The sequence below is a fragment of the Allocoleopsis sp. genome, from assembly GCF_036703385.1.
GTDB lineage: Bacteria > Cyanobacteriota > Cyanobacteriia > Cyanobacteriales > Coleofasciculaceae > Allocoleopsis.
Genome location: NZ_DATNPA010000768.1, coordinates 1 through 19,556, shown reverse-complemented (window position 1 = coordinate 19,556; position 19,556 = coordinate 1). Strand labels below are relative to the sequence as shown.

Annotated in this window: 16 protein-coding genes and 1 pseudogene; 13 read left to right on the top strand and 4 right to left on the bottom strand. The window is 48.1% G+C overall.

Annotated elements, in window-relative coordinates; all coding sequences use genetic code 11:
- The 4 genes and pseudogenes from V6C93_RS36075 to V6C93_RS36060 all read left to right on the top strand — a co-directional run.
- Positions 1–1,212 (top strand): annotated as a pseudogene (locus tag V6C93_RS36075) (S-layer family protein); the annotation flags it as partial.
- A 314-nt stretch (positions 1,213–1,526) separates the two neighbouring features.
- The gene (locus V6C93_RS36070; RefSeq protein ID WP_333481514.1) at positions 1,527–2,501 is read left to right on the top strand and encodes a cysteine synthase A; all 975 of its coding nucleotides are present in this window, start codon (positions 1,527–1,529) and stop codon (positions 2,499–2,501) included.
- Between the two features lie 175 nt (positions 2,502–2,676).
- The gene (locus tag V6C93_RS36065) at positions 2,677–2,988 is read left to right on the top strand and encodes a (2Fe-2S) ferredoxin domain-containing protein (protein WP_333481513.1); all 312 of its coding nucleotides are present in this window, start codon (positions 2,677–2,679) and stop codon (positions 2,986–2,988) included.
- A 150-nt stretch (positions 2,989–3,138) separates the two neighbouring features.
- Entirely contained in the window at positions 3,139–7,041 is a 3,903-nt protein-coding gene (locus tag V6C93_RS36060) for a PAS domain S-box protein (RefSeq protein WP_333481512.1), read from the top strand.
- A gap of 109 nt (positions 7,042–7,150) precedes the next feature.
- On the opposite strand, the gene V6C93_RS36055 is transcribed toward V6C93_RS36060, so the two are convergent.
- Entirely contained in the window at positions 7,151–8,209 is a 1,059-nt protein-coding gene (locus V6C93_RS36055; protein ID WP_333481511.1) for a folate-binding protein, read from the bottom strand.
- 64 nt (positions 8,210–8,273) lie between these two features.
- A complete protein-coding gene (locus V6C93_RS36050) occupies positions 8,274–8,657 on the bottom strand; it encodes a hypothetical protein (RefSeq protein WP_333481510.1) in 384 nt (127 codons plus the stop codon).
- Positions 8,658–8,802: 145 nt separating this feature from the next.
- Here V6C93_RS36050 and V6C93_RS36045 point away from each other — a divergent pair, with 145 nt between their 5' ends.
- Positions 8,803–9,000, top strand: coding sequence for a hypothetical protein (locus tag V6C93_RS36045; RefSeq protein ID WP_333481509.1), 198 nt, complete (start codon positions 8,803–8,805; stop codon positions 8,998–9,000).
- A gap of 3 nt (positions 9,001–9,003) precedes the next feature.
- Positions 9,004–9,267 (top strand): helix-turn-helix domain-containing protein, encoded by a 264-nt coding sequence (locus V6C93_RS36040; protein ID WP_333481516.1) that lies wholly within the window; start codon positions 9,004–9,006, stop codon positions 9,265–9,267.
- Between the two features lie 25 nt (positions 9,268–9,292).
- On the opposite strand, the gene V6C93_RS36035 is transcribed toward V6C93_RS36040, so the two are convergent.
- Positions 9,293–9,436, bottom strand: coding sequence for a hypothetical protein (locus V6C93_RS36035; protein WP_333481508.1), 144 nt, complete (start codon positions 9,434–9,436; stop codon positions 9,293–9,295).
- A gap of 73 nt (positions 9,437–9,509) precedes the next feature.
- Between V6C93_RS36035 and V6C93_RS36030 the strand changes: the two genes are divergently transcribed.
- Positions 9,510–9,659, top strand: a complete 150-nt coding sequence (locus V6C93_RS36030; protein ID WP_333481507.1) for a hypothetical protein — start codon at positions 9,510–9,512, stop codon at positions 9,657–9,659.
- A 5-nt stretch (positions 9,660–9,664) separates the two neighbouring features.
- On the opposite strand, the gene V6C93_RS36025 is transcribed toward V6C93_RS36030, so the two are convergent.
- A complete protein-coding gene (locus V6C93_RS36025) occupies positions 9,665–10,417 on the bottom strand; it encodes a class I SAM-dependent methyltransferase (RefSeq protein ID WP_333481506.1) in 753 nt (250 codons plus the stop codon).
- A gap of 308 nt (positions 10,418–10,725) precedes the next feature.
- Between V6C93_RS36025 and V6C93_RS36020 the strand changes: the two genes are divergently transcribed.
- From V6C93_RS36020 to V6C93_RS35995, 6 genes are all read left to right on the top strand, one after another.
- Positions 10,726–12,819, top strand: coding sequence for a protein kinase domain-containing protein (locus V6C93_RS36020; protein ID WP_333481505.1), 2,094 nt, complete (start codon positions 10,726–10,728; stop codon positions 12,817–12,819).
- A 137-nt stretch (positions 12,820–12,956) separates the two neighbouring features.
- A complete protein-coding gene (locus V6C93_RS36015) occupies positions 12,957–15,266 on the top strand; it encodes a hypothetical protein (RefSeq protein ID WP_333481504.1) in 2,310 nt (769 codons plus the stop codon).
- A gap of 134 nt (positions 15,267–15,400) precedes the next feature.
- Entirely contained in the window at positions 15,401–16,642 is a 1,242-nt protein-coding gene (locus tag V6C93_RS36010) for a sensor histidine kinase (protein ID WP_333481503.1), read from the top strand.
- 66 nt (positions 16,643–16,708) lie between these two features.
- Positions 16,709–17,311, top strand: coding sequence for a hypothetical protein (locus V6C93_RS36005; protein WP_333481502.1), 603 nt, complete (start codon positions 16,709–16,711; stop codon positions 17,309–17,311).
- Positions 17,298–18,266, top strand: a complete 969-nt coding sequence (locus tag V6C93_RS36000) for a transposase (protein ID WP_333481501.1) — start codon at positions 17,298–17,300, stop codon at positions 18,264–18,266. Before V6C93_RS36005 ends, V6C93_RS36000 begins: the two co-directional genes overlap by 14 nt.
- Before the next feature lie 141 nt (positions 18,267–18,407).
- The coding region (locus tag V6C93_RS35995; protein WP_349262944.1) for a serine/threonine-protein kinase at positions 18,408–19,556 on the top strand (1,149 nt) is incomplete at its 3' end.

Here is a 19,556-nt window from a genome sequence, read left to right as displayed (position 1 = left end):
GGGGCAGAGGTTTCAGCGACCACCTTTGGCTCAGGAGACGGAGGGAATTTGACCATCAATGCCTCTTCTAGAGTGCAACTCATTGGTCGCTCCGTCGAGGGTCAAGCTTCCAGCCGTATAGTTGCTCGATCTCAGAGGGACTCTACAGGAAAGGCAGGGAACTTGACGATTACCACTCCTGTATTACTTGTCTCAGAGGGGGCACAGGTTTCAGCAACCACCTTTGGCTCAGGCGATGGGGGGAATTTGACCATCAACGCCTCTTCTAGAGTGCAAGTAAGTGGTCGCTCCGCCGATGATGAAGTTCCTAGCGGTTTATTTGCTCAAGCTGAAAGGGACTCTACAGGAAAGGGGGGAAACTTGACGATTAACACGGAACGCTTGGTTGTGGAAAATGGGGGACAAGTTAGTGCCAGTGGAACTGGAGTGGGAATTGCTGGCAACCTAGATATAACAGCGGATTCCATCTTTCTGAGTAATCAAGGAAGCCTGAGAGCAACAACGGCTGCTGTCGAGGGAGGTAACATCCAATTAAAGGTAGCCGATTCACTCATTCTGCGTAACCACAGTGAGATTGTTGCTTCAGCGACTGGGACTGCCAATGGCGGCAATATCAATGTAGAGGCAGGTAGCTATATTTTTGCCATTCTAAAAGAAAATAGCGATATTGTTGCCGATGCCGACCGAGGTCAAGGGGGAACGATTAGAGCTAAAGCGCCAGGAATCTTTGGTTTCCGGAAGTTTATAGACCGCCGCACTCCCGAAAGTGACTTTACTGCTAGTTCTGCTGTTGGCCTCAATGGTTCCGTAGAACTCAACACGCAAGATAAGCTCGAAGACCAATTGCCGACCAATTTCGTTGATGGCACTCAATTAATTGACCGTCGATGTGCTCCCCCAAAAACAGCGCAAGAGCGCAGCAGCTTTACAATTACAGGTCGTGGGGGATTGCCACCCAGCCCTAACGACACTCTACAAGGTGAGTCAATAATTACGAATTGGGTTACGCTTGATTCTAATGTTGAAAATAAAACTCCTCCAGCTACTACAACGCCCCAGAATTCCGCTCCAAAACAACTTGTAGAAGCTCAAGGATGGTACTTCAATCAAAAAGGGGAGGTTGTCCTCACCGCTTCTGCGCCGACAGTAACTTCTCCTGGGAAGTGGCTTCCCGAAGCTAGCTGCAATGCTCCTTCTGCTAGGGGTCAATAGTCAGCGTCAGTGATTAGAGCTTAATTTACCTAAAAAATTAGGTGTCATATAGGTGTTTTGTGGGGAAATATTTATCAAAAAATGCGAACCTAACATTCGGTTAAACTCTAGTTTGTAGTTGCGCTAAAGCGCTTTAGCGCAACTACAAATCCATCACAATTAGTGAAATATAGCCCTTCTCGATTGGATGCGGTACATCCGTAGGAGCGCACGACCATGCGCCCCTATAATCCTGTGTATCACACTCAATTGAGAAACCCTATAGGCCACTAGCCTATTTATGGTAATTTTTTTACAAGGGGTAGAAATACACAATGGATATCAAAGCAGGGTTCGTCGGAACAATTGGCAACACGCCACTCATCCGATTAAACAGCTTTAGCGAGGAAACGGGTTGCGAAATTTTGGGCAAAGCGGAGTTTCTCAATCCTGGTGGTTCCGTAAAAGACCGGGCAGCGCTTTACATTATCAAGGATGCGGAAGAAAAAGGATTGCTTCAGCCTGGAGGCACTGTGGTTGAAGGAACAGCGGGTAACACAGGCATTGGTTTAGCTCATATCTGTAATGCCAGGGGTTACAAGTGCTTGATTATTATTCCAAATACTCAATCCCAAGAGAAAATGGATGCCCTGAGAACGTTGGGTGCAGAAGTTCGCCCTGTTCCCGCCGTCCCCTACTCCGACCCCAATAATTACGTTAGGCTTTCTGGAACTGTGGCATCACAGATGGAAAATGCCATCTGGGCGAATCAATTTGATAATTTAGCCAATCGGCAATCTCACTACGAAACCACAGGTCCAGAAATTTGGCAGCAAACCGACGGCAAGATTGATGCTTGGGTCACGGCTACCGGAACCGGCGGTACTTACGCAGGCGTCGCGATGTTCTTGAAAGAACAAAACCCCAATGTTAAAACCGTTGTGGCTGACCCGATGGGTAGTGGACTGTACAGTTATGTCAAGACTGGCGAACCTCACACTGAAGGAAACTCAATTACAGAAGGTATTGGTAGCAGCCGCATCACGTCGAATATGCAAGGTGCACCCGCAGATGATGCGATTCGCGTAGATGACCATGAGTGTGTGCGAGTGGTTTATCAATTACTCCAGAAAGATGGGCTTTTCCTGGGAGGTTCTACGGGCATCAATGTAGGAGCCGCCGTAGCACTTGCCAAACAAATGGGGCCGGGTCATACAATTGTCACTATTCTTTGTGATGGTGGTGCTCGTTACCAGTCGCGGCTCTTCAATCGGGAGTGGCTAGCCTCGAAAGGACTATCACCGGATTAGAAACACTCAGGAACTCGAAAACTCTTCCCTGAACGAGCGGATAGTTAACCGCAAAGGCGATATTCAGGAGCTTCGATGCACAGAGATCAGCCGGGTGTACGAGCTGAATTTGCTATAACTTGGGTAGAGTACGAGCTTTACCCAAGCTTTATCTGTTGGCTCCTATCAGTTATTTGTGGGTAATCAAAGTCCAGAATCTTCGAGACAGGTATTTGTATGCCAGGGCCGTAGCTGCCGCAAGCAAGGTGCAGCAAAGGTACTAGCAACTTTTCAACAATTACCAGTGACGGGTATCACAGTAGCTACTAGTGGTTGTCTGGGACAATGCGGCAACGGCCCTATGGTACTGGTGACGCCTGAGCAAATTTGGTACAGTGCCGTTCACCCCAAAGAAGTGCCTGCGGTGGTCGAGCGGCATCTACAAGGTGGCTGTCCTATTGTGTCTATGCTCTACCTTAAGTATCATTCGTCTGCGCCGCAGTCCTGAGGATACTAGAAGAGAAGGCAAGATTTCATCGGGTGCAACGGTCAGAAAAATTAAACCATGCCAGGGTTAGACTCAGCTGAACCCTGAAGAAGTTGGCTGAGTATCGATTCTTGAGAAGTCCTCAGCAAATCGCCATCATCGTTACGCTTTATGCAATACCTGGACAAGAGTGACACCCGCCTGAAGTTAGCATTGCAGGTCACGAATAGCGGCATGTGGGAGTGGAATCTCCTGATGGGTCAAGTTACCTGGTCTGAAAACTTTGAACAGGTGTTGGGTTTGGCTCCAGGTACGTTGAAGAGGACTTACAGAGGCTTACTCAAACAGATTTATTCTGAAGATCGTCGCTTCGTTACTCAAGCGATCGCCAACGCTATCCGAAAACAAGCTAACTACAATATTGAATTTCGCATCGACCACCCTGACGGTACTATTCGTTGGCTCCGAAGCCAAGGAGAGGTGTATGGCGAAAAGAACGCTCATCCCTTTAAAATCACCGGACTTTGCCAGGATATTACCTCAGAAAAACAGGTAGAGGTCGTGCCGCCTCAGCCAGAGGTTCATACTCCGTTGCGGTCAACGGGAGTAGATAGAGGAGACAAGGACGAGGACTTAATATTATCTACGATCGCAACTTCGGATCAGCAACTTCAACGTCAGGACATCGAAGGGGCGCTGAACAGATGTGAACAACAGCTTCACCACCTTCTCAACTCTCTCGAAGACGTAATCTGGTCAACGAGCGTCGATCTCTGCGAGTTGATTTACCTGAATCCTGCCGCTGAGTCCATCTATGGGCGTCCGAGTTACGAGTTTGTTGAACAGCAAAACCTTTGGTTAGAAATCATACACCCCGAAGACCGCCCACAGGTATGGATGAAGAGACAGAAACTCCTGGAAACAGGCGGGGGGGATATGGAATATCGGATTGTCCGCCCTAGTGGCGAAATCCGTTGGTTGCGCGATCGCATCCGAGTAATTTTCGATGTCCACGGCAAGGCGACACATCTGTATGGTATTGCTACAGATATCACCCGTCAGGAGCGCATCATCGCCGCCTTACAACAAACTAATGAGGCATTAGAAGTGCGCCTGAAAGAACGAACGGCAGCACTGGAACCCGTTTTAGAACATTTGTACTCTCTGAGTGAAAAATTTCCCCCTCTTTCCTCGGAAAGTAGAGTCCACAATTCGGAAAATGGCGAACTGAAGTATGTCTCCATTGCCCGCAACCTCGCGCTGACCCAGCAAGCAGAAGCCATACTGGCGCACAGTGACGCTAAATGGCGTGAAACGCAGCTAGCCCAACAGGAATCGCTGCTTCAACACTCCCCTGACTTGATTACGATTGTCTCCGCCAGCGGCACCATCCTGTACAACAGCCCTTCCATCGAACGCATCCTGGGTTACTCCCCCGAAGAATTAGTGGGGCAGCATGGCTTCAACTACATTGCCCCTCAAGATATCAAAGCAATCAAGAGGGCGTGGAAAAATTTGTTGGTCGCTGGTTACGGAGCGACTTTATCACCCATTACATTTCAGGCTTTATGTAAAGACGGCTCTTGGCGCATTTTAGAAGCGACCGGTACCAATCTCTTGGGAGACGAGGCTGTAGAAGCCATTGCCGTCAGTGTTCGTGATGTGACAGAGCGCTCCCAAATTCAGGAGAAGCTACAGCAAAGTGAAGTACGCTTCCGAGCCATCTTTGAAAATGCCGCGCTGGGAATTGCGTTGAGTGACCCTTCTGGCGAGATTATTGCCAGCAATCCTGCCTTACACAAAATGTTCGGTTACACTGAGCAGGAACTTCAGCAGCTCACTATTACGCACCCCGACGATGTGGCAGCTGACTCCACCCTCTACCAGGAACTACTCGCAGGTTCTATTCCGTCTTACCAACTCCAGAAGCGCTACTTCCATAAAAAGGGTCACTTAGTTTGGGGACGCCTGAGTGTTTCTCTGGTTCGCCATTCAGACGGAAGCCTGCTGTTTGTGGTGAGTATGGTCGAAGACATTACAAGCGCAAAGCAGACAGAAGCGGCACTTTTACGCATTAGCAAAGCCGTGGAGAATGCCGGTGATGCGATCGCCATTGCGGATACAATGCTGGTTCGGTTCACCTACCTCAACCCCGCATTTTGCCAAATGTTCGGCTATACGCTGGAGCAGCTCAACTCCGGTGGGGGATTTAGCATCCTCTTTCCTGAGTCCAAGATTATGCACGACATTTTAGCGATCGCAGTCAGGGGTCAGTCTTGGCAAGGTGAAGTCGAGATGCTCACTCGTTGCTGTTCCAGAAAGCAGATTGCCCTGCGGATTGATGCGATTAAGGATGCCACGGGTGAGGTTGTGGGTACGCTGGCGATTCATACGGATATTACAGAACGCAAGCAGGCAGAAGCGGCGCTCCAGCGTTCCTACGAACGGGCTGAATTACTCAAGCAAATCACCAGCGAGATTCGCTCCTCCCTTGACCCGCAGCATATCTTCCAAACAACCGTGACACAACTGGGAGAAGCGCTTTTAGTTAATCGCTGCATGATTTTCCTCTATCAAGAAGCACCCCAATCCAAGCTGTCTTTGGTTGCAGAGTATTTAGAAACCGGATATAGCTCCATTGGGGCTTTTGAGGTGTCGGTAGAGGGGAATCCTCACACCCAGCAGGTATTAGCCACGGATCGTGCGATCACTTCCACCAACGTGTACGCTGAACCCCTACTTGAAGGCTGCATCCCTCTATGCGAAGCAATGCAGATCAAATCCATGTTGGCGATTCGCACCTCTTATCAAGGCAAACCCAATGGTGTTCTTGGGTTACATCAGTGTGATGCCTACCGCTATTGGACTAGCAGTGAAATTGAGCTTTTGGAAGCCGTTGCCGCTCAAGTTGGCATTGCCTTAGCTCACGCCTGCCTGTTGGAGAAGGAAAAAAGCACAGCTGCACAACTCGTTCAACAAAACTTAGCCCTTCAGGTATCCAACTCGCGAGCCAGTACCAAAACAGCAGAGCTAGAGCAAGCGTTACAGGAGTTGCAAGAAACTCAATCCCAGTTAGTGCAGACTGAAAAAATGTCCAGCTTAGGGCAATTGCTCGCTGGTGTCGCTCACGAAATTAATAATCCTGTCAGTTTCATTACTGTCAATATCAACTATGCTTGTGACTATATTCAAGACTTGCTGAAAATCGTGCATCTTTATCAGGAATATTATCCTCAGCCTATTGAAAGACTTGAATCTGAACTGAAGGAAATTGACCTAGATTTTATCATAAAAGACCTGCCAAAATTACTAGGTTCTATGAAAGTTGGCGCTGAGCGCATTAACCAAATTGTGCTATCACTGCGTAACTTTTCCAGGAATGATGAAATTGAAATGAGGTCGGTAGATATTCATGAGGGTATTGATAACACTCTCATGATTTTGCGGCATCGCTTCAAAGCTAAGAAGGAAATGCCGGAAATTGAGGTAATTAAAAAGTATGGAATGCTACCACGGGTAGAGTGTTATGCAGGGCAATTAAACCAAGTATTTATGAACTTAATTAGTAATGCGATCGATGCGATCGCATCTCGCTTTGCTAACGCTAACGAGGCTTTGGAGAGCCAGAGAGGGGGAGGGTGTTTTGCCCAAGAGGCGGCGCAGTCAACATTAGTTTGCAATAGAACGGATAAGGAAGTCTATCCTGGCAAAGCCATTCCTGATGACCACACTCAGAAACAAGCCCACAATTCTAATCAAGCCAAGGTAACCAACTCTGAATTTCCGATAGAAATTCCCTTGCCCACCATCAAAGTTTACACCGAAACAAAGGACAAAGACTGGGTGGTCATTCGCATCAAAGATAATGGTTTAGGCATGACAGAAGAGGTTAAACAAAAGCTGTTTAACCCATTTTTTACAACAAAGCCAGCAGGCAAAGGAACCGGGTTAGGGCTGTCGATTAGCTACCAAATTGTAGTGGAAAAACATGGTGGGCACTTGCAATGCATTTCTGCTCCAGGGCAAGGCACTGAATTTATTATCCAGATTCCTATTCGGCATTCCTGTTCGTAGTTGCGCTGTCTTCGCTACAGCGCAACTACAAATTGTTAAAGGTGTATCAACGGACATCATAATAAATCATGGAAAGCTCCTTAAATACCCCTATCTTGTAAGACTTTTCTCAAGTTGGATAATCGTGGGTTAAGAAGGGGACATCTACGATTTCACCTTCTACTTCTCCCACTTGTACCTTTAATCCCTTACCACCAGCTTTAGTGCGGATATAAGCAAGCCCAAATGCACCCTGTTCAGTTTGGGTGAAACTGGTAAGCTTGCCCACTTTTTCTTCTCCTAGCATGACTACAGTTCCCGGTTCCACGGGGGCTTGAAGGCGGACACCCCAAAGTTGTTGCTTGACGCCTTTGTAGGTATTTAATCGGGCAATCGTTTCCTGACCAATGTAACAACCCTTATCAAACGAGATGGTTTGCCATAAACCGACCTCGAGAGGATTATAATCTTCTGTGAGTTCGCGATCGGGCACGGGACGCCCCTGCCGAATTCTAAGCTGTTCCCAGATGCGATCGCCCATTGAAATGGCTCCGGCTGCTGTCAGCGCTTGCCACAGTTTGGCGGCATTACTAGCAGAGACAATGAGCGTATATCCGGGTAAGGCCAACCCATTACCCACTGCCACACGCACCTTGAAACCATCGAGCATGAGTGGTTGATGACTGGCATAAGCGTCCTCTACCAGCATCTCATCACTCATTTGTTGCAATAGGGCGTCACTTTCTGGTCCAATTAGGACGAAAGTGGCACTCTCACTGGATACATCCTTTAATTCCACCTGATCCATCGGGAAGATATAGCGATCGAGCCACTCTATCAGTTGCTGACGCCGATGGGGAGAGACGAGGAGGAGTACTGCATCGTCTGTCACATAAGCCGTTGCCAAGTCGATGGTGCGTGCAGTAGAGGTAACAAAAACCGTATCACAGCCTTGTCCGGGTTTCAGTCGTTGGAAATCATTCGTGCTTTGGTTGTGTAAGTAGCGCAGTCTGTCATCACCGGAGATTTTTAGCAGTCCCCAATGAGATAAATCCACCAAGGCAACACCCTGACGTGCGGCTTGAATCGCGGCGGCATCGTTCCCGAAACTCACTGGAACCGTTGCATCGGCAACTAGCTCAAACGTTGCTCCAGCATCTTGCTGAACCTCGTGTAATTCTTGAATCATGTTCTTCCTGCTTTTCGCCTCTATTAGCCATCTTCCTATAGAAGCGCGTAGCTCATGTCAAAAGCTACGCAAGGGGTAAACTGGCAAAGACTTGCGCCACTAAGCGTTGTGCCTTGGTGTCTAAATATTGCCAATCCACATCACCCGTTTCATCAATTAAGTTGGTATCAATCTCGACTTCCTGAGTTTCGAGTTCCGTGTGTGTTGAGGTGTAGTTGAGAAAACAGACTTGATAACAAAGCTCCCAAATATTGACACACACTTCCTTGCCATTGCCTTCTAAACACACCTCATAGCCTGGGATTGGAGCTTGAACATCCCGATAAGTTGCCTTCCAGGTTGTATTTTCTAGCTGTTTGCGAACCTGATCGAGGATGCGGATTAAAGCCGGTTGCATCAGCAGTTCAGCTTGGTGCCACGCGACCATATTTTTAAATGTGGGTTTCATAAATCAAGTGAAAGGCTTTTAAACGGGGGCAAAATCATTATGACGCTCCGCAATGGCTCAAAGAAACACGATTAGCCCAAAAACATTAACCATAAGGGTTTCAGGATGTGTTTCTTGAAAGCACCCCACGAACGCGATTGAGCCAGTGCCAGAGATTGCTGGGGTTGCTTCTGCATTAGTGGGATTTATGCGAATGCTAGTTGGTGCTATGGCAAGTGCGCTGATTAGCTTTCTCTTTGACGGACACACTGCCTTTGCCATGTCTGGTGTGATGGCACTATTTGCGATCGCCTCGCTCGCTACCTACGCCAGACTTCGTTTTCTGGACTCAATTAAGCAGTAAAAAATCATCGTCAACTATCTCCTAAAAACTCAGCAAGTTGAAACAGTGCAACACCTCGCTGTGGTGTTGGGTAGAACCCGTATCACAGTTCAACGTTGGTTACGCCAATATCGCCAGGAGGGAATTCTTGGTATGTTGAGGGAAAAAAGAGTCCGGGAAGACCTCGATGGTTCACTTTATACTTGCGCTATTACCTTGGATGGAAAAACTATTATCGCAGGTGGATCATCGGGACGAATTCATTTTCTGAGGTTGGAAGGTGTGTAGTAGGTGGGGAGGCGATAAGCACCTGCTAGTTACACAAAAGTGCGATCGCACTGACAACCGGAAAGAAGGCGATCGCGGTTGTGTAGGGGCGAAGCATTCGGGCGACAATTGAACTGAGTAGACCTGAATTTCTGTATCCGAATGCTTCGCCCTCAAGGTGTACAGACACATCCTAATATTGCTGTACAAATGTTATTGGCGATCGCGGGACAGGGCGTAGCATTCGGATCGGTAAATCTCGGTTGAGTTTCATAACTTATCGCTCGAATGCTACGCCCCTACAGTTGAAACAAAAAAAGCATTTTCCTAATACTGAGAAAGAAGCGATCGCTCTTTTCTTTAGAACTGACATCTATTGCGATCGCACAATCCCCACCCTTGTTCTGTATTAGCCACTTTACCAACGAACCACATCCAAATCAAACAACTCCCCAGATTTCCGCTTCACCACCTTAGCTCCCGACTCTTTAATCATTTTTTCCCACTCAGAAATTGGCTCTAAAAACACCTCAGCACCCAGATACATTTCCAACACAGCCCAATCCTCCGCCAGAGGTTGCTCTGGATTAAGCACATCAAACACAAATTGCCCCCCTGGCTTCAGCACTCGCTTGACTTCAGCCATCACCCCAGCCCAATACTCAAGGGGGTAATAGCAACTCCATCCTGTTGCAATTACTAAATCAAACTGCCCAGCATCATAAGCCAATTGCTGTGCTGTCCCGAACGCCACCCCCTTAAATAGCTTCGAGTTCAACTGAGAACCACGAGCATTGAGGGCATCCCTTGCCACTATACTGATTTCCTGACCATAAAAATAGGCATCCCAATCCCGCCAGGGATAAATCAAGAAGCTAACGCCACAACCAATATCTAAACAACGCTGATTCTTTTGAGGCTTCGCAATTTCCCAAAAATTCGAGGCAACTCTACTAGTCAGTGTCCCCCCAACCCACTCCTGAAAAATGGGCATCGCCTCCACTTCTTCCGGCAGTTCAAAGGCTTCTCCCTGATACTGGCGATTAAACCGAGAGGCTATTTGCGCCTCCCTCTGACTCATCTGGTAATTTGAGGAGGGGTTACCAGCCGTTGGGGGACGGTTTGAGGCTGGGCTAGCACTGTGTAACGACTCATCGCGCTTTTTCGACATCGGGACAATACGCCTGATCACATATTTGTCACTATAACGACTCTGATGAGGATGTCTGAAAAGTTCTAATTGAAACGTTTAGACGGTGGAGATCCCTCTAAATCCCCCTTAAAAAGGGGGACTTTGAGAAAAGCGAGCGCGCCTTTCATCGGGCAGGCAGGATGCCTACCCCACCCAAAAAATGATGAATTGTGGGATAGGCGTCTCGCCCGTCCTGCAAATCGGTGCAAAATTCTGAATAAAACCAAGTGGTCAAGTTACACTCAATTATCGAGAAGCCTGCTCCTTGTCACGAGCAAATGCACTATATGGAAACCACACTAGCGGGTCATTATCAGGTTGTCGAACCCTTGGGGATGGGGGGATTTGGTCAAACTTTTCTGGCTAAAGACATGCATTTACCCGGTAACCCTTTGTGTGTCGTGAAGCAACTTAAGCCCAGAGATACCGATGCAGCCACACTCGCTACAGCACAACGCTTATTTGAACGCGAGGCGGAAATGTTATACCGATTGGGAGAACATGAGCAAATTCCCCGCTTGTTAGCTCACTTTGAACAAGACGAGAAGTTTTATCTCGTTCAAGAATATATCGAGGGTCAAACCTTATATAAAGAACTCGCTCACCGAAAAAAGTTAAGCGAACCTTCTGTGGTTCGACTTTTACAAGATATATTGCAAGTATTAAGCTTTGTCCATCAACAAAACGTCATTCACCGCGACATCAAACCCGCTAATTTAATTCGACGCAACAGAGATGGCAAGATTGTTCTTATTGATTTTGGCGCGGTTAAACAAGTCCGTAACCAAACACGCTATACTCCCAAACAAACCAGCTTAACCGTTCCCATTGGTTCCCCTGGCTACATGCCTAGTGAACAACAAGCCTCTAATCCCCACTTCAGCAGTGATATCTATGCGGTTGGTATGGTTTGTCTGCAAGCTTTGACGGGATTATCCCCTCGAAAATTACCCAAAGATGCCAACACAGGGGAGTTTGGTTGTGGGTTAGTGAGCGATCGCGCTTCTATTAGCCCTGGTTTAGCCGCTATCTTAGATAAGATGGTGCGCTATGACTATCGCCAACGCTACAAAAATGCTGGCGAAGCACTGGAAGCCTTGGAACAATTGTTTGATCGCGCAGAACCCGATACTATTGAATCCTCAACCCTGATTGCGCCAACCTGTCCACCTCCATCCTCCAGCGGCGAGGAATTGGAGACTCAAGGGGTTCCCCTGCCGTTTCAGTCTCTCATTACCGATAAAACCGAAGGATTTGTGGGACGAAACTATGTGTTTGAGGCGATTGACGAGTTCTTGGACACTGAAGCTTGCGGCTACTTCATTATTGAAGCTGACCCTGGTGTAGGGAAAAGCGCTATTCTGGCGGAGTATGTCAAGCGGACGCGGTGTGTGGCACACTTTAATGTGCGATCGCAAGGCATTAATCGCGCTGAAGAATTCCTGAAATGTGTCTGCACTCAGCTCATCGAACGCTACAAGCTACCCTATTCTCTCCCCTTAACTCCCGAACATACTCGCGATGGCAACTTCCTCGCACGGCTATTGAATGAAATTAGCACGCTAGACACCAGGGTAGACGATACCTATGCCACGACAACCCTAAGTACAGATACAAAATCAACTTCTAAATTAGTGATTGTGGTGGATGCCTTAGATGAGGTCGATTTGAGTAGCCAGACGCCGGGAGCAAACGTCCTGTATCTTCCTGCATCCCTCCCCTATAACGTTTACTTCATCCTCACCAAACGCATGACACCCGTGCCGTTGGTGGTGAACCACCAGCGCGTTTTTGGGCTAATGGAATATGCGACTGAGAGTCTGCAAGATGCACAAACCTACATTCTATGTCGTGTCAAGCAAAGTGAAGCGCTACAAACCTGGATTGGTGATCAGGGATTGACGGTTGAGGAGTTCGTTACCACCTTAGCCGAGAAAAGCGATCGCAACTTCATGTACTTGCGCTACGTACTACCTGCGATTGAAAGCGGTATTTACCAAGATTTAAGCCTGGATAATTTACCCGAAGGTTTGGAACAATATTACTACCAACATTGGCAAAATATGGGCATGACTACAAAACCTCTGCCCCGCACCAAGATTAAAATTGTGTATGTTTTAGCAGAAGCCCGAAAACCTGTTTCTCGCCAGTTAATTTCCGAATTTTCCGGGGAGGATGCTTTAACTGTGCAAGAAGTACTGGATGAATGGCAGCAGTTTTTGCGTGAACAACGCATTGATGGACAAACTGGATACAGTATTTATCACACGAGTTTTCAAGATTTCCTGCATCATCAGGATATCGTGCAAGCTGCTGGAGTGACCATTCAGGGTATTAATGCGATGATTGCCGATAATTTGGCGCAGGAGTTGGGGTTGTAAGAACTTGCCTCAAAATGTATTTAAGGAACCACAGAGGCACAGAGAGCACAGAGTAAAGAGGGGAAAGAGACTAAAAATAGTAAAGAGAGGGGAGTGGGTCAGTCCTCATGACGAAAGAGTTTTTCGGATAGGTTTTAATGGGTGAATTAGGCGAGCGCTTAGCCAAAATGTTACCAGAACGGCGACAATACGCCCTGGAAACTCTACCGAGTCACTTGGCGAAGGCGTCTCAGTTCGAGCGATTGCACCGCTTACTCACGGATTTTGATTTTATTGAAGCTAAGCTTTCTGCTTTAGGAATACAACTACTAATTGAGGATTATGAGTTAGCGTTCGATCCCTCCCATGCCAACCAGGTTGAGTCAACCTCTCCCCCAACCCCTCTCCTCCAAGGAGAGGGGAGGAAGACACCCCCTGTCCCTGTCAGGGAAGGGGGGTTAGGTTCGCGAGAAACTCTAAAGCTCATTCAAGGAGCATTACGACTTTCAGCGCACATTCTCGCCAAGGACAAAACCCAACTGGCAGGGCAATTACTGGGGCGGTTGCTGTCGTTTGAAGTGCCAGAAATTCAAGCAATGCTACAGCAGGCTAAACCGAAAGAAATGTCTTGGTTGCGTCCTTTGCTCCCCAGCTTGATGCCCCCAGGTGGCGCATTGCTCCGCACTCTCACCGGTCATACCGACGCGGTACAAACCGTCGTGGTGACACCGGATAGTCGGCGGGTGATTTCTGGGTCAAATGACACAACCATTAAAGTGTGGAATTGGACAACGGGAGAGGAACTTTTTACCCTGACAGGTCATACTAAAGCGGTCAAAGCTGTTACTGTAACTCCAGATGGACAACTTCTGATTTCCGGTTCTAGTGATAAAACCCTCAAAGTGTGGAATTTGTCAACCGGAGACGAACTGTTTACTCTAACGGGTCATCTGGGTAAGATACAAGCGATCGCAGTCACTCCCGATAGCCAGCGGGTAATTTCCGCTGCCGATGATACCACTCTTAAAGTGTGGAATTTGTCAACCGGAGAAGAATTATTTGCCCTTTCTGGTCATCTCGACTCCGTCCACGCGATCACAGTAACTCCCGATAGCAAGCGAGTGATTTCCGGTTCTGAAGACACGACCCTTAAAGTCTGGCATCTCAAAGCCAAAAAAAAGGAACGTTTGACGCTGCTGGCTCACACTGAGTCGATCCAAGCGATCGCAGTTTCACCCAATGGTAAGTTAATCATTTCCGGTTCCGATGATACAACCCTTAAAGTTTGGCATCTGAAAACCGCCAGAGAACTGTTTACCCTCACCGGTCATACCCAATCAGTCCGTGCGATCGCTGTCACCCCTGATGGCAAACGCCTCGTTTCTGGGTCTTACGACAAGACGCTCAAAGTCTGGAATCTGACAACGGGAGAGGCACTTTTCACTCTCATGGGTCATACGGGTCGGGTCAACGCCGTGACAACGATACCGAATGGTCAAGGAATTGTTTCAGGGTCGAATGACAAGACAATTAAAGTTTGGAATTTAGACATTAAACACAAAAAACCGTTCACTCCCGTCGGTCATGTCGGTGGCGCAAAAGCCGTAGCCGTAGCAGGAAAATGGGTCGTTTCCGGTTCTGATGACACAACCCTCAAAGTCTGGGACTTGGCAATGGGAGAAGAACACTTCAGCCTTACAGGACATAGTAGTAAAATTCAAGCGATCGCAGTAACGGGAAATTGGGTGATTTCTGGGTCAGAGGATACCACGCTCAATCTGTGGAATCTGGACACGAGAGAGAAGTTCTTTACCTTCACTGGTCATAACGGTAGGGTGAATGCAGTGGCAGTCACACCCGATGGGAAATGGGTGATTTCGGGTTCTTATGATAAGACTCTGAAAGTCTGGAATTTGGAAACGGGAGAGGAACTGTTTACCCTTATCGGTCATACAAGGGGTATCGATGCTGTCGCTGTGACGCCAGATGGTCAGCGAGTAATTTCCGGTTCCTACGACAACACGCTCAAGGTTTGGGATTTGAAAAGTCGGAGGGAAGTGTTTACCCTCACCGGTCATATCAGTGGAGTTAATTCTGTCGTCGTGACAGCCGATGCTACACGAATGATTTCGGGTTCCTACGACAAGACGATTAAGGTCTGGGATTTGAAAAAACGAAGAGAACTGTTCACCCTCACTGGTCACACCGACCCAGTCTTAACACTGGCAGTGACACCGAACGGTCAGTGGTTGTTTTCAGGTTCTTGGGATAAGACGTTTAAAGCCTGGGATTTACAGCGTCGGGAGATTGTTACCAGTTTTATGGGGGATGGTGCGTTTTTGTCTTGCGCCGTTGCACCTGATGGGAAGACAATTGTGGCAGGTGAGGCATCGGGACGAGTGCATTTTCTCCGGCTGGAACAACGCGGTGAATTTTGGAGTACACACACCCCAGTGCAGAGAAATTAATAATTACCACGGGTGGAAATACAGCCAACCTCTTGTATAATGTATATTTTTATATAGAAGGGGAGACACGATCTAATATTGATCGCTGTTCACTACCACTTAACTGATCGTTTATTTAAACTCTCTCAAAAACCATGTTGATGAAATCGGTCAACAACGAAACCCACGAAACGTTGAGTGGTGTGAAGATGAATATTGCTGACTACAAAACTATAGAAGAAAAACTCCATAAGAGCGAAGCAAATCTTTTAGCAGCGCAGAGAATTGCCCATTTCGGTATCTGGGAATTTGATGTGCGATCGCAGCAACTGACTTGGTCTGAAGAAAAGTTCCGAATTTTTGGCCTTGACCCTACCCAATACGAACCAACATATCCCCAACTCATCGAGATGATTCATCCCGATGACAGAGCTGGTTTTGAGCAAGCTGTCGGTCGAGCGCTCACAGAAGGAAAGTCCTATGAAATCGTGTTTCGGATACAGCGACCCAATCGTCAAGTTCGATACATTGAAACTAGAGGAGAAGCTATCTTGAACGGCACTGGGCAGGTTATCCAACTTTTTGGAACAGTCGTCGATATTACTGAGCGCAAGCTCGCAAAAGAAGAAACTCTCAAGGCACTACAGCGAGAAAGAGAACTCTCAGAAGCCAAGTCGCGCTTCATCGCTATGACCTCTCACGATTTGCGCACTCCTCTAACAACGATTCAGTCTTCTGTTGACTTGTTGAGACGTTACGCAGAACAAGTCCCACTGGAGAAACGGCTAGAACATTTCAACCGCATTTCCAGTGCGATCGAGCGCATGAACTCGATGGTAGAGGATGTATTGCTACTTTCCGAGGCTGAAGCAGGCAAGCTACAACTTAAGGCTTCTCCTGTAGACATAGTACAACTGTGCCATTCTTCAGTATCCGAACTGCTAGTCGCTGACGAAAAACAACACAAAATCACTTTTACTCATCTTGGCAACTGTAAAGCCGCTGCCGGTGAACACGAAGCTCCAATTCAGTATCATCTGGATGAGAAGCTCGTTCGTTACATTTTGTCTAATCTCCTTTCCAACGCCCTCAAGTACTCTCCACAAGGAAGCACTGTCCAGTTTGAGCTGATCTGCCACTCAGACAAGGTGGTCTTCCAAGTTCAAGACCAGGGGATTGGCATTCCTTCAGAGGATATCCCCCGATTGTTTGAGTCCTTCCACCGAGCGTCTAATGTGGGAGTGACTCAAGGGACTGGTCTGGGATTAGCGATCGTCAAACAATGCGTAGACTTGCACAGCGGCGGGATTGTTGTAGATAGCATTGTTGGCAAGGGTACAACGTTTACCGTCACGCTGCCCTCGCTCCCATCTACAAAAGGCGAGAGCGCGACTTGAGTCGCCTGTTTGTATAGCCTGAATACATGACATACTACTTCTAATTAAGAAAGTCATCCTCTGCTTGTGCCGAAAAAGTCATCCAAGACAACACCATCCTTCATTACCGAGCTGCCTCTTGTGGTCAGTCCGGCAAGTGAAGTTGTGCTGTTGCGGAGACTAGAAGCGGCACGCCAGATGTACAACGCTTACCTTGGAGAAGCCTTGCGTCGGGTGAAACTTATCCGACAGTCCAAAGACTTTAATCTGGCACGCTCCCTAAAAGCCAGTAATCCAGAACGTAAGGTTCTGTTCAAACGAGCAAGGGAGCGATATGACTTTTCTGAATACGCCCTGCACTCATACAGCACCCACCTGAAGCATTCTTGGGCTTTCTACGACCATATCGACTCCAACACGGCACAGAAGTTAGCCACTCGTGCTTACAAAGCCGTGGAAAGAGTCTTATTTGGCAAAGCCAAGAAAGTCAGGTTCAAGGGGAAAAACCAGATGGACTCCGTTGAAGGGAAGTCCAATAAGTCTGGCATCCGTTGGAAAGGACAATCAGTTGAGTGGAGCGGCTTGAAACTACCAGCACTGATCACCTCTAACGACCCAGTTATCCTGCACGGACTGAACTCCAAGGTGAAGTATGTGCGATTGGTACAGACGAAAGGTGTCAGGAGTTAACAGGTTCTATGCTCAGTTGGTTTGCGAAGGCAAGCCATTCATCAAGCCCAAGAACTACTTGGGACAGGGTAACACTGGGATAGATATTGGCCCATCAACCATTGCTGTAGTCTCGGAGACTGATGCACATCTCCAAGCGTTTGCATCAGAACTGGAGTTTAATACCCAGCACATCCGGCGACTTCAGCGGAAGATGGACAGGTCGAGACGGGCGAACAACCCAGACAACTTCAATTCCAACGGTACGCTCAAGAAAGGTTCTAAGCATTGGAACAGTTCTAAGACCTACCTAAAAACCAGAGCGTCTAAGGCCAACTTAGAACGAAAGTTAACCGCTCATCGTAAGAGCCTGCATGGGGAGTTGGTTAATAACATCCTTAGAAAGGGGAATGTCATTAAGTTAGAAAAACTCAGCTACAAAGCATTTCAGAAATTATTCGGTAAGTCTGTAGGCAAGCGTGCGCCGGGAATGTTCGTATCACACTTGAGAAGCAAGGCTGAAAGAGCTGGCGGACAAGTCATCGAGATTCCCACCTACAACACGAAGCTGTCACAGACCTGCCAATGCGGTCGGGTTCGCAAGAAGAAGTTATCAGAACGAGTGCATCGTTGTGAATGCGGAGTAGTTGCCCAGAGGGACTTGTACTCTGCATTTTTAGCCAAGCACATATCCCCCGACACCTTCGTTCTCCAAGTGAGTCAGTTGTTAACCGACTGGCAGAGTGCGGAGCTGCGCTTGCAAGCGGCTTGGAGAACAGCAACGGACACTCAACTTGCAATTGGAAGGGTTTTTCCTTCCTCCTTCGGTCGTTGCCCGGAGTTAGAGCGAGTCGCTGTCAAAGTCTTTGCAAAGATATCTAAGAACCAGGATGTTGTAGGTGTGAGCCGAGAGCCTGGGAGAGGATGTCCGGTCAAAGAACCTCCCGGTTTTAATGAATCTAACGCTCTTCGTTAGATGAATGTAACCGGGAGAGTCTCAGTTTTCTCTGGCTAGTGACATTTAGCTATATAAAAGTGAACTGGCATAAACCAGGCACTCTTTCTGAGTGAGCCTATGCCAATATTGAACAATGAACTATGCGAGCGCGTCACCCCCATGTTAGGCAAGCTACTTGACAGGCGTTATGAAGTGACTCAAGTCCTCGGTGCTGGTGGATTTGGTAGAACATACCTGGCACGGGATACCAGACGCCCTGGTAACCCTACTTGCGTTGTCAAGCAACTTAAGCCCCTCAGTAACGATCCAAACTTTTTGGAAACGGCGCGACGCCTATTTAATAGTGAAGCCGAAACTCTGGAACAGCTAGGACACCACGACCAGATTCCTCGCCTCCTAGCCTACTTTGAGGAAGACCAAGAGTTCTACCTGGTACAAGAGTTCATTGAAGGGCATACTCTGACCCAAGAGCTGCAACCCGGTCAGCGGTGGGAAGAAAGTGGGGTCATGACGCTGCTCGAAGAAGTCTTGAGTATTCTAGACTTTGTCCACTCGCACGGCGTCATTCATCGCGACATCAAACCCGACAACCTCATCCGACGCAACTCAGACCATAAATTAGTCCTAGTAGACTTTGGTGCGGTAAAGCAAATCCGTACTCAGTTCGCTGCCACTCAAGGAAGAGCGAGCAACACTGTTGCCATCGGCACTCCTGGCTATATGGCAAGTGAACAGGCGCTGGGTCAGCCACGCCCCACCAGTGATATCTATGCATTGGGGATTATTGGTATTCAGGCTCTTACGGGTCTGATGCCTGTTAATTTCCAAGAAGACCTCAGCACGGGCGAAATCCTCTGGCAGCACTTAGTGCCGGTGAGTCGGGGGTTGGCAAGTCTCATGTCGAAAATGGTGCGCTATCACTTCAAAGACCGTTACCAGTCAGCAGCTGAAGCCTTAGAATCATTGCGGCTGCTGAATAATACCTACTCACCCACTACACCTTATCAGGCCGTCCCCAGGACTCCGTCGGCTAATGATGCTCTGCCGTTGGGACAGAGGGTGCCGCCTCCAGCCTATCCAGCCCCATCGTTATCAGAACACCAAACCTTGGCAGCCAGTCCGGGATTACCTCCTAGACAACCTAGCACTCCCCCGCTCAGTAGTCCTTCAGGGGGCAATTCTGATAAAACGCCTTTGCTGGTTGGTGTTGGGATGGCGATCGCAGTTGGGGCATTTGGCATGGCATTTGCGATGCGTCAGGGTTCCTTGTCATCGAACCTCAGCGGCAACGGAACTCAAGTAGGGGAT